The sequence below is a fragment of the Monashia sp. HAY1-5C genome, from assembly GCF_056755255.1.
The window spans coordinates 29474-41049 of the sequence record NZ_JBPGXG010000022.1 but is presented as its reverse complement, the minus strand read 5'-3'; the positions used below and the strand labels follow the sequence as shown (position 1 = coordinate 41049).

Genomic DNA, 11576 nt, shown 5'->3' with positions numbered 1-11576 from the left:
TCCGTCTTCGGCAGCGTCAGATGTGTATAAGAGACAGGGCCCAGGGAGCGTCGGGCCGCCGCCGCGTCCGGGTCAGCTCGACGAGCTGGGCTTGACGGCGAGGGTCACCTGCACGTCCTGGCGCTGGCCGCCGCGGACGATCGTCAGCGTCGTCTTGTCGCCGGCCGTCATCTCGCGGATCTGGGCCACGAGGGCCGTGGCCGAGTCGATGCGCTGGCCATCGGCGGCGATGACGACGTCGCCGCTCCTCAGGCCGGCGTTCGCGGCAGGCGTCCCGCCCTGGACCGAGGCCACCTGGGCCCCGGCGCGCCTGGCCGGGCCGTCGGTGACGACGGTGTCGCGCAGCGTCACCCCGAGGAAGGCGTGCTCGGCCTTGCCGCTCCTGATGAGCTGCTCGGCGATCGACCTGGCCTCCTTGACCGGGATCGCGAAGCCGATGCCGATGTTGCCGCTCTGGCCGCTCGATCCCTGGCTCAGCGACGCGATCGAGCTGTTGATGCCGACGAGCTGGCCCTTGGCGTTGACGAGGGCACCGCCGGAGTTGCCCGGGTTGATCGCCGCGGACGTCTGGATCGCGTTCGTGACGACCTCGTCGCCGGCGCTGCCCTGCTGGCCGAACGGCGACTGGTTCTGCTCGGACGTGCTCGTGCTGACGGGGCGGTTGAGCGCCGACACGATGCCCGTCGTCACGGTGCCCGACAGCCCGAGCGGGTTGCCGACGGCCATGACCGGGTCGCCGACCTTGAGCGCCTCGGAGTCGCCGACCGAGATCGGGACGATGTCGCTCGGGACCGAGGCGAGCTTGATGACGGCGAGGTCGGTCGACGGGTCGGTGCCGACGATCGTGGCGCTGTAGGTGCGCCCGTCGGACAGCGTCACGGTGATCTGTCCCTGGCCGCCCGTCGCGTCACCGACGACGTGGTTGTTCGTCAGGATGTGGCCGGTCTTGTCGAAGACGACGCCCGAGCCGGCGGCCTCACCCTGCGGCGTCGTGACGTCGATGCTGACGACGCTCGGCGACACCGCCTTGGCCACCGCGGACCAGTCGGGGCTCGAGGCGTTGCCCTGGATGACGGTCGGCGAGGAGCCCTGGCTCGAGCTCTGCGTCGTGCTCGAGGAGCTGCTCGCCGTCGAGCCGTCGTGCCCGGCGTACTGCGTCGCGGCGTACGTGCCGCCGCTCGCGAGGACCGCGGCGAGGAGGGCGGTCACGGCCGTCTGGCCGATCCGGCGGTCCCGGCGCGGCGGCGGGGGAGGCGTCTGCTGCTGGGTCGGCCCGAACGCCGGCGGGACGGGCGGGGCGGCCTGGCTGTAGTAGTCGGCGCCCTCGGGGATGCGCTGGGTGTTGTCCGGTGCCAGGGTCATGGCTCCTCCTCATGTGGCTGTACCTGCCTGGTACCCATGTCATCGAGGCAGCTTTTGACGGCGTTGTGGCGTCCCTAGGAATCGCCTGTGCGATGCTCGCGGGTCGCGTGGACGGGCAGCTCGACGACGAACGTGGCGCCCCCGCCGGGGGTCTCCTCGACCCGGACCGAGCCGCGGTGTGCCTCGACGATCGCCTCGACGATGGCCAGCCCGAGACCGTTGCCGCCGCCCTTGCCCCGGCTGCGCGAGGTGTCGGCACGGTAGAAGCGCTCGAAGACGCTGGCCCGTGCCTCGGGCGGGATGCCCGGCCCGTGGTCGCGGACGTGGAGGGCGACGTGGGCGGTGTCGACCCGGCCGACGAGGATCTCCACGGGTGTACCAGGCGGTGTGTGCAGCCGCGCGTTGGTCACGAGGTTCGTCACCACCTGGCGCAGCTGGCGCTCGTCGGCCTCGAGCTCGGTCGGACCGATCGGGCCGTGGATGCCGGTGGCCGTCACGTGCCGGTCCGGCGCGATGGTGCGGGCGTCCTGCGCGGCGTCGGCGGCGAGGACCGCGAGGTCGACGGTCTGGATCTCCAGCGGCCTCTCGCCGTCGAGGCGCGCGAGCGTGAGCAGGTCCTCGACGAGCCCGCTCATGCGCTGGCTCTCGCTCTCGATGCGGCCCATCGCCCCCGTCACGGCCTCGGCGGTCGGCAGCGCGCCCTGGCGGTACAGCTCGGCGTAGCCGCCGACGGCCGCCAGTGGCGTCCGCAGCTCGTGCGACGCGTCGGCGATGAACCGTCGCATCTTGGCCTCGTTGGCCTCCCGGACCGCGAAGCTCTGCTCGATGCGGCCGAGCATCGCGTTGAGCGAGCGCGACAGCGAGGCCACCTCGTCCTCGGTGTCGGGCACGGCGACGCGCTGGGTCAGGTCGCCGCCGGCGATCTGGGCGGCGGTGTCCTCGATGCGGGTCAACGGTCGGAAGGTGCGCCCGACGAGGTACCAGCCCAGCGCCGCGCACACGAGCAGGACGATGACGCCGATGGCGACGGCGTACCAGATGAACTGCTGGACGGTGCTCTGCAGCCCCCGCAGCGGCAGCGCGACGATGAAGGTGGCCTTGTCGTCGGCCGTCGAGCGCGCCATCGCCAGCCACGAGCTGCCCCCGCCCTCGGAGGGCACCTCGAACGACGAGCCGTCCTCGACGAGGGGGTCCTCGGGGTTGAGCCGGGGGAGCAGCGGCGAGTCGTCCTCCGTCGCGGCCTCGCCGAGGTTGATCGTCCGGGAGGACCCGACGGGCATGAGGCGCAGCGTGAAACCGCTCGGGAGGACGGGTTTGCCCTGGACGAGGTCCTGGGCCTGGTAGCGCGCGATGCTCGTCGCGTAGACGTCGAGCTCCTGGTCGGACTGGCCGACGAGGTACTGGCGCAGGAGCGCGCTGACGACGAGCGTGACGACCGACAGCGCGACGAGGATGAGGCCGAGCGCGACGCCGAGCAGGCGCCACCGCAGCGGGAGGGCTCGGAGCCGACCGAAGGGACGGCGACGCCCACGGGTCGGACGCGCGCGGCGGTCGGGCGCTCCGCTCGCCGGCTCGGGATTCATGTCGGCTCCGTCGGGTCGGGTCAGCTCGAGGTCTCCGGCGGCACGCGCAGGACGTAGCCCACGCCCCGCTTCGTGTGGATCAGCGAGGGGCCGTCGGCATCGATCTTGCGCCGCAGGTAGGAGATGTAGGACTCGACGATGCCCGACTCGCCGCGGAAGTCGTAGTCCCAGACGTGGTCGAGGATCTGCAGCTTGGACAGCACGCGGTTGGGGTTGAGCAGCAGGTAGCGCAGCAGCTTGAACTCGGTGGGGGACAGGTCGATGACGCGTCCGCCGCGGCGCACCTCGTGGGAGTCCTCGTTGAGCTCGAGGTCGTGGAAGCGCAGTGTCGCGGTCTCGTCGACGGCCCCCCTCGTGCGGCGAAGCACGGCACGGATGCGGGCGATGACCTCCTCGAGGCTGAACGGCTTGGTGACGTAGTCGTCACCACCGACGGTCAGCCCCTGGATCTTGTCACCGGTGGCGTCGCGCGCCGTGACGAAGACGATCGGCTGCTGGCGGCCGCGGTCGCGCAGGCGACGCGTCACCTCGAAGCCGTCGACGTCGGGCAGCATGACGTCGAGGACGACGAGGTCGGGCTCGGTCTCCTCGGCCATGGCGAGGGCGCTCGTGCCGTCCGCGGCCGTCTCGACCTCGAAACCGGCGAAGCGCAGGGAGGTGGCGAGCAGCTCACGGATGTTCGGCTCGTCCTCGACGATGAGCAGTCTGGCCTCGGGGGCCGCGGCGGTCTGGGTGTCCACGTGAACAGTCTCAGCACGTTTGCTGGGAGTTGGCTGGGAAAAAGCCTGCACGTTCTCTGTGACCAGGCTGGGCGAGAGCACCCGGGGTGGCACATCCGGACATTTCGGGCAGACTGGAAGAGGCCGAGTCAAGGACGGGGGGGCACCGGGCCCGTCCCCCGAGACGGCTCAGCCACGGCACCGGCCCCTCGGGCCGGCGCTCGAGGACCGAGCCGGTCCGCGGCCCGGCCACGGGGCGGGCACCGGGTCGCGGACCTCACCGGCACCAGCGTGCCGGCTTCCCCACAGGGGCCTCGTCCGACACCGGGATGGGGCCCCGCCCCTGCGCCGGGCAGGTCGCTCGGCCGCGCCTTCGCCGGGTCCTCGCGGCGCGCGACGCTCAGAGGTCGTCGGCGTCGACGATGCGGTAGGCGTAGCCCTGCTCGGCGAGGAACCGCTGCCGGTGGGCGGCGAAGTCGGCGTCGACGGTGTCGCGCGAGACGACGGTGTAGAAGTGGGCCGTGCGGCCGTCACCCTTGGGACGCAGCACCCGCCCGAGGCGCTGGGCCTCCTCCTGGCGCGACCCGAACGTGCCGCTGACCTGGATGGCGACGCTCGCCTCGGGAAGGTCGATGGAGAAGTTCGCGACCTTGCTGACGACGAGGGTGCTGATCTCGCCGGCGCGGAACGCGTCGTAGAGGCGCTGGCGCTCCCGGACGGTCGTCTCGCCGGTGATGACGTCGGCGCCGAGCCGCTCGGCGACCTCGTGCAGCTGGTCGAGGTACTGGCCGATGACGAGCGTCGGCTCACCGTCGTGCCGCTTCGCCAGCTGCTCGACGACCGACAGCTTGGCGTCGGTGCACGACGCCAGCCGGTACCGGTCCTCCGGCTCGCTCGTCGCGTAGGCCATCCGCTGACCGTCGGGCAGCGTGATGCGCACCTCGACGCAGTCGGCGGGGGCGATGTACCCCTGCGCCTCGATGTCCTTCCACGGTGCGTCGAAGCGCTTGGGGCCGATGAGGCTGAAGACGTCGGCCTCACGACCGTCCTCGCGCACGAGCGTCGCGGTCAGGCCGAGCCGTCGGCGGGCCTGCAGGTCGGCCGTCATCCGGAAGATCGGCGCCGGCAGCAGGTGCACCTCGTCGTAGACGACGAGCCCCCAGTCGCGGGCGTCGAGCAGGTCGAGGTGGGTGTAGGCGCCCTTCCGGCGCGTCGTCAGAACCTGGTAGGTCGCGATCGTGACCGGGCGGATCTCCTTGCGGGCGCCGGAGTACTCGCCGATCTCGTCCTCGGTGAGGCTCGTGCGGCGCAGCAGCTCGTCCTTCCACTGCCGCGCGCTGACGGTGTTCGTCACGAGGATGAGCGTCGTCGCCTTGGCGGCGGCCATGGCACCGGCACCGACGAGCGTCTTGCCGGCGCCGCAGGGCAGCACGACGACGCCGGACCCGCCGTGCCAGAAGCCGTCGACGGCCTGCTGCTGGTAGGGCCGCAGCGCCCAGCCGTCCTCGCGCAGGTCGATCGGGTGCGCCTCCCCGTCGACGTAGCCGGCCAGGTCCTCGGCGGGCCAGCCGACCTTGAGCAGCTCCTGCTTGAGGGTGCCGCGCTCGCTCGGGTGGACGGTGACCGCGAGGTCGTCGATGCGCTCACCGGTCAGCGGCCTGATCTTCTTGTGCCGCAGCACCTCCTCGAGGACGGGGCGGTCGGTCGTGCGCAGGACCAGCCGCGTCCCCTCGGGGGAGTCGGCGACGCCCTCCTTCTCGAGGGTGAGGCGGCCGTAGCGGTCCATCGTGTCGGCGACGTCGACGAGCAGCGCGTGGGGCACCGCGTAGCGGCTGTGCGTCATGAGCGCGTCGACGACCTGCTCGGCGTCGTGCCCGGCGGCCCGGGCGTTCCACAGGCCGAGCGGCGTGATGCGGTAGGTGTGCACGTGCTCGGGCGCGCGCTCGAGCTCGGCGAAGGGGGCGATGGCCCGGCGCGCTGCCTCCGCGCGGGGGTGGTCGACCTCGAGGAGCAGCGTCTTGTCGCTCTGGACGATGAGGGGTCCGTCGTTCATCGTCAGTGCTCAACCCGCTTCCCGGTCCGATGTATTCCGCGGTCACCCGTGACCGCCGAGTGCCTCGACCCGGGCGTGCGGGTGCCGCTGGTGCTGGTGACAGTATGGGCGAATGCGATCCCCACAGGTCGAGGCGGCGACGGGGCTGCCGGCGCAGGTGACGATCTACGAGGTCGGCCCCCGTGACGGCCTGCAGAACGAGAAGACGGTCGTGCCGGCCGCGACGAAGGTCGAGTTCATCCGGCGGCTCGAGGCGGCCGGTCTCGACACCATCGAGACGACCTCGTTCGTGCCTGCGCGGTGGGTGCCCCAGATGGGCGACGCCGAGGAGGTCCTCGGCGCGCTCGGGCCCGGCGGCGTCGGGCGGCGGCGTCCGGCCCTCGTGCCGAACGAGCGGGGCCTGGACCGGGCCGAGGAGCTGGGTCTGCAGGCCATCGCCATCTTCGGGTCGGCCACCGAGACCTTCGCGCAGAAGAACCTCAACCGGTCGGTCGCCGAGCAGTACGCGATGTTCGAGCCGGTCGTGAAGCGTGCCCTCGCCGACGGCATGTGGGTGCGCGCCTACGTCTCCATGTGCTTCGGCGACCCCTGGGAGGGGCCCGTGCCGGTCGGCCAGGTCGTCGAGACCGCCGAGCGGCTCATGGACCTCGGCTGCGACGAGCTGAGCCTCGGCGACACCATCGGCGTCGGCACGACGGGGCACGTGCACCGGCTCCTGGATGCTCTGTCCCGCAAGGGAATCGGTACCGACCGCATCGCCGTTCACTTCCACGACACGTACGGCCAGGCGCTCGCCAACACCATGGCGGCCCTGCGCGACGGGGTGTCGGTCGTCGACGCGTCTGCGGGCGGTCTCGGCGGCTGCCCGTATGCGAGGTCGGCCACCGGCAACCTCGCGACCGAGGACCTCGTGTGGGCGCTGCAGGGCGCCGGGGTCGAGACCGGGGTCGACCTCGACGCGCTCGTCGAGACCTCGGTCTGGATGGCCGCCCAGCTGGGCCGGCCCTCCCCGAGCAACGTCGTCCGTGCGCTCGCGGGGGCCTGACGCGAACCCGGCGCTCAGGCGTCGAGGCTGGCGCCGGTGATGCGGTGGACCGACCACGACCGCTCGTGACCGGACTCGTCGGTGGCCCGGACGCGTCCGCCGTCGACCCGCTGCGGGTGGATGAGGTGACGCGTCGTCGCGCCGTGTCCGTCGGAGTAGCCGATCCAGACCCCGTGCCGGTCGGCGACCGCGTCGCGCAGCAGCGACAGCGTCACCACCGGGTCCATCGCCTCGAGGCGCGGGCCGGGGCGGGCCTCCTCCTCGGCGCGACGTTGCACGGCGGTGGCCTCGGCGACGCGCAGGCCGGCGACGAGCGAGCTCGTGAAGTCGCGGTCGACGGGCGAGACGACCGGGCCCGGCCCGCGCCGGCGTGAGCCCGCCCGACGCTTCGGGGTCTCGGCGTGCACGACGGTGCCGTCGGACCCCTCGTGGACCGGCGCGAAGCCGCTGTCGCGGAGCAGGTCGACGAGCGTGCGGGGGTGGGCAGTCGAGACGAGGACCGTGGGGGCCAGGCGGCGCAGCTGCAGGGGAGCGAGGTCGCGCGAGGCGAGCATGGTGTCGAGCACCGACTCGTCGTCGGAGCGCACGTACGCGGCGGCGCTCCCGATCCGGGTCTGGCCGTGGCGTCGCGCCACGTCGGTGACGAGGTACTCGAGCGGCTGCGGCACCGGGGTGCGGCTGGACCGGCGCACCGTGTCGAGGAACTCCGCCGCGGTCCACCCGGCGTCGAGGGCCCGGCGCACCGACTCGGGCGTGAACCGGTAGACCGTCGCGCCGCCGCGCGACTCGACGTCGGCCGACAGCCGCATGAAGGACCCGAGACCACCGACGAGCGGTCCCGGCGCGACCGCCGTGAGGTCGGCCTGGACGAGCACGTGGTCGACGGGGGCCGGCAGGTGCGGCGACATGGCCGCCGCCACGGCTTCGAGCCGGTCACGCTCGGCGCCCGGCGCGTCGACGAGGAGTCGCCCCGCCGGCGAGAGGGCCCCGCGGCCGGTGACCCCGAGCCACTCGGCCTCGCGCAGCACCGCGTCGACGGCCTCGCCGAGCACGGCGGCGGGCCGGTTGGGCCGACGCCACGTGAGCCGGGCGCGCAGCGACTCGGCGTCGGGCGCCTGGCCCGGCCCGAGCGAGGCGAGCTCGCGGAGCACGTCACGGCGGACGGTGCGGACGGCGGGCCACTGGACGTCGGGCCCGAGCGCGTTGACGGCGCCGCTGCCCGACGCCCGCCGGCCCACGAGGTGGGGCGCGCGCGTCGAGGCGAACCAGGCGACGGCGAGGGTGGCCCAGCGGTGCCCGGACTCGGCGCTCGACCAGTCGTCGATCTCCGACGTCGGCGCCCACACCGGCACGACCTCGCCGTCGTCGGCGACGAGGCCGGCGGCGTGGGCCACCTCGACGACGAACGCCGCGCGGTCCGCGTCGAGGTCGAGCACGTCCTGGGTGGCCCGGAGGTCGCGCACCGACAGCCCGCCGGCGCGCATCACCCGCGGCGGCTCGGCGCCCCAGGCGGCCGCCAGCTCGTCGACGTGCGTGAGCAGCTCGCTCGCCGCGCCCCCGGCCACGGCGTCCACGAGCGACACCGTGCGCGCCTCGATCGGCGGGGGGGTCAGCTCGGGTCGGCGGTGCACGTGCCCGCCGCGCAGCGCGAGCCCGACCTCGCGGGGCAGCGCCACCCGGTCGGAGGCGACGGACACGAGAAGGTGCTGCTCGAGCAGCCACCGCGCGGTGGAGCGACCCGCCGGCCCCGAGGGCATGACGCCGAAGGGCGGGCCCCACGTCATCCGTTCCAGCATGGCGCGCGCGTCCTCGGGCGCCTCGGCGAGCGCACGCCGGACGGCTGCCGGGTCGGCGTCCTCGGGCACGAACGTCTGGCGCAGCTCACGCAGGGGTGGGCCCAGGCCGGCCACCGTCGAGCCGAGAACGTCGGGCACCGTGCGCACGACGTGCTCGCCGTCGGCGCCGCGCCACACGAGCGCCCGGCGCCAGAGGTCGTCGACGAGCGTGTCGACGAGCGACGCGTCGTCGGTGCCGAACAGCTCGCGGACCCGCTCCCGCGGAGCCCCGTCGCCGGCGACGATCAGGACCTCGAGCACCTGGAGGTGGCCGCGGTCGAGGGCCTCGACGGCGCGCTGGACGCTGGCGCGGGTGCTGGCGCGGGCCGCGAGACCGGTGAGGTCGGCGGGCGCCGGGCGGGCGAGGTCGGGCCGGGCCAGCACGAGGTCGACCAGCTCGGCGTCGCTGCGGGCGCGGATGTCGTCGGCCAGGCTGCGGGCGGGGGTGGCCATCCTCCCAACCTACTGCCCGCACGGTGCCCGCCCGTCCTCCTGCGCCACGGCGGACCGCTAGCGTGGGCCTCATGAGCGCGCTCAGCCCCGCCTCGCCCGGTGCGTCCGGTCCGCCGTCGCCGACCGGCCAGCAGTGGACCGTCGGGCACGGCCCCTTCGAGGCGACGGTCGTCGAGGTCGGCGGCGGACTGCGCACGCTGACCCGCGACGGCGTCGACCTCCTGGCCGGGTACGGCCCCGACGAGCCGTGCCGGTCCGGGCGGGGGCAGCAGCTCATGCCGTGGCCCAACCGCATCCGGGACGGACGCTTCACCTTCGCCGGTGCCGAGCACCAGCTCGCAATCACCGAGGTCCCGCTCGGCAACGCGAGCCACGGTCTGGTCCGCTGGGCCCTGTGGGAGCTCGTGGAGCTCGAGGACGACGCGGTGACCGTCGGCTACCGGCTGCATCCGCAACCCGGCTGGGACTGGCACCTCGACCTGCGCACGACCTACCTGCTCGACGACTCCGGCCTCGTCGTCACCGTCGCCGCCCGCAACGTGGGCACCGAGCCGGCCCCGTTCGGGTACGGCGCCCACCCGTACCTCGCGATCGGTGAGACGCTGCTGCCCGACGTCGAGCTGCGGGTGCCGGCCGCGACGCGCGTGGAGGTCGACGACCGGCTGCTGCCGACCGGACTGACCGCTGTCGACGGCGGCGAGCTCGACTTCCGCACCACGCGACCGGTGGGCGGCACCGACCTCGACACCGCCTACACCGACGTCGTGCGCGACCCCGACGGCGCCTGGCGTGCGAGCGTCGGCACGGCATCGGGCACGGTGACCCTCTGGGCCGACGAGTCCTTCCCGTGGCTGCAGGTCTTCACCGCCGTGGCCCGCGACCGCAAGGGCGTGCCGGGGATCGCCGTCGAGCCGATGAGCTGCCCGGCCGACGCCTTCAACTCCGGCGACGGGCTCGTCGTGCTCGAGCCGGGGGAGGAGTGGACCGGCACGTGGGGGATCAGCCCGAGCGGTGGCCCGGCCGCGGTCCCGAGCTGAGCGCAGCGTACACGTGGGAGCCCAGCGCGGCGGAGGCGAAATCCCGTTTGCACCGAGCGGTTAGGCTGGAGGGAAGCGCAACGAGCGCCATCGAGTCGTGCCCGCGAAGGGGCGACCGACCGAGATCAACGAGGTGGGCTGTGCCGACTGGCAAGGTCAGGTTCTACGACGCGGACAAGGGCTTCGGGTTCATCTCCGAGGACGACGGCCGTGACGTCTTCCTGCACGCGAACGCGCTCCCGCAGGGTGTGACCACCCTGAAGAAGGGCGCCCGCGTCGAGTTCGGCGTGGTCGAGGGGCGCAAGGGCGCCCAGGCCCTGCAGGTCAAGGTGCTCGAGCCGACGCAGTCGGTGGCCGCGAACATCAGCAAGCGCGAGCGCAAGACGGTCGAGGAGCTCACCGTCATCATCGAGGACGTCGTCCAGCTCCTCGACGGCGTGGGCAACACCTACCGCGCGGGCCGCCGGCCCGAGCGCAAGCTGGCCTCGAACGTCGCGCGAGCCCTGCGCGGCCTCGCCGACGAGCTGGAGAAGTGACGTCCATGATCGGCACCGCCACCAAGCAGGACGCCGTGCTCGCCGCGGCCGTCGACCTCGCCCGTGACGCCCTCGACGGCATCGCCGAGCCCGGCACGGTGGGAGACCACCTCGGCGTCGAGCCGCTCGGTGAGCGCCTCGCCATGCACTGGTTCGGCTGCACGTCGCCGGGCTACCGGGGCTGGCGCTGGGGCGTCAGCCTCGCCCGTGTGCCGCGCGGCAAGGTGGCGACCGTCTGCGAGACCAACCTGCTGCCGGGGCCGGACGCCGTCCTCGCCCCCGAGTGGGTCCCGTACGCCGACCGGCTGGCTCCGGGCGACCTCGGTGCCGGCGACGTGCTGCCCTACCGGCTCGACGACCCCAACCTCGAGGCGGGCTTCGAGGCGACGGGTGACGAGGACGTCGACCAGGTGGCGATCGTCGAGCTCGGCCTCGGACGCAGGCGGGTCCTGTCGGCCGAGGGTCGCGAGACCGCGGCGACGCGCTGGTACGAGGGCGACAACGGCCCCAGCTCCGAGATCGCCCAGAAGGCCACCGAGCGGTGCTCCTCGTGCGGCTACTTCGTGCCGATGGCGGGCGCGCTGCGCGCCGTCTTCGGTGTCTGCGCCAACGAGTGGAGCCCGTCCGACGGCCGGGTCGTGAGCCTGGACCACGGGTGCGGCGCGCACTCCGAGACCGACCTCGACCACCAGGCCCCGGTGCCGGTCGGCGAGCCGGTCGTCGACGAGCTCGCCGTCGACCTCGAGCCGGTCGAGCGGGCGGCGACGCCGACCTCCGAGACCACCGAGACGACCGAGGCACCGAAGACTTCCGAACCCCCTGAGCCCGCTGAGTCCGCTGGGCCCTCCGAGCCCTCCGAGCCCTCCGAGCCGTCCGAGCCGTCCGAGCCGTCCGAGCCGTCCGAGCCCTCCGAGGGCCCGCAGGGTGAGGCGTCGGCGGACGCCGAGTGAGGC

At 73.6% G+C, this 11576-nt stretch carries 9 protein-coding genes; 4 read left to right on the top strand and 5 right to left on the bottom strand.

Features of this window, described 5'->3' with window-relative positions:
* Positions 1 to 72: 72 nt before the first annotated feature.
* The 4 genes from ACR9ZK_RS05575 to ACR9ZK_RS05560 all read right to left on the bottom strand — a co-directional run bounded on the left by ACR9ZK_RS05575 (position 73) and on the right by ACR9ZK_RS05560 (position 5717).
* A complete protein-coding gene (locus ACR9ZK_RS05575) occupies positions 73 to 1362 on the bottom strand; it encodes a S1C family serine protease (protein ID WP_481340893.1) in 1290 nt (429 codons plus the stop codon).
* Positions 1363 to 1436: 74 nt separating this feature from the next.
* On the bottom strand, positions 1437 to 2945 hold the full coding sequence (locus tag ACR9ZK_RS05570; protein ID WP_481340892.1) for a sensor histidine kinase: 1509 nt from the start codon (positions 2943 to 2945) through the stop codon (positions 1437 to 1439).
* Positions 2946 to 2965: 20 nt separating this feature from the next.
* Positions 2966 to 3685 carry a response regulator transcription factor gene (locus ACR9ZK_RS05565; protein WP_481340891.1) on the bottom strand — a complete coding sequence of 240 codons (720 nt, stop codon included), beginning with the start codon at positions 3683 to 3685 and terminating at the stop codon, positions 2966 to 2968.
* Positions 3686 to 4064: 379 nt separating this feature from the next.
* A complete protein-coding gene (locus ACR9ZK_RS05560) occupies positions 4065 to 5717 on the bottom strand; it encodes a DNA repair helicase XPB (RefSeq protein WP_481340890.1) in 1653 nt (550 codons plus the stop codon).
* 112 nt (positions 5718 to 5829) lie between these two features.
* Between ACR9ZK_RS05560 and ACR9ZK_RS05555 the strand changes: the two genes are divergently transcribed.
* Positions 5830 to 6762: a hydroxymethylglutaryl-CoA lyase gene (locus tag ACR9ZK_RS05555; RefSeq protein ID WP_481340889.1), complete on the top strand. Its 933-nt coding sequence runs from the start codon at positions 5830 to 5832 to the stop codon at positions 6760 to 6762.
* Between the two features lie 14 nt (positions 6763 to 6776).
* On the opposite strand, the gene ACR9ZK_RS05550 is transcribed toward ACR9ZK_RS05555, so the two are convergent.
* Entirely contained in the window at positions 6777 to 9050 is a 2274-nt protein-coding gene (locus ACR9ZK_RS05550) for a helicase-associated domain-containing protein (RefSeq protein ID WP_481340888.1), read from the bottom strand.
* A 71-nt stretch (positions 9051 to 9121) separates the two neighbouring features.
* Between ACR9ZK_RS05550 and ACR9ZK_RS05545 the strand changes: the two genes are divergently transcribed.
* From ACR9ZK_RS05545 to ACR9ZK_RS05535, 3 genes are all read left to right on the top strand, one after another.
* Entirely contained in the window at positions 9122 to 10087 is a 966-nt protein-coding gene (locus ACR9ZK_RS05545; protein ID WP_481340887.1) for an aldose 1-epimerase family protein, read from the top strand.
* A 140-nt stretch (positions 10088 to 10227) separates the two neighbouring features.
* Positions 10228 to 10623: a cold-shock protein gene (locus ACR9ZK_RS05540; protein ID WP_481340886.1), complete on the top strand. Its 396-nt coding sequence runs from the start codon at positions 10228 to 10230 to the stop codon at positions 10621 to 10623.
* Between the two features lie 5 nt (positions 10624 to 10628).
* Complete coding sequence (locus tag ACR9ZK_RS05535; RefSeq protein ID WP_481340885.1) at positions 10629 to 11573, top strand: DUF3027 domain-containing protein; 945 nt, start codon at positions 10629 to 10631, stop codon at positions 11571 to 11573.
* The last annotated feature ends 3 nt before the right edge of the window (positions 11574 to 11576 follow it).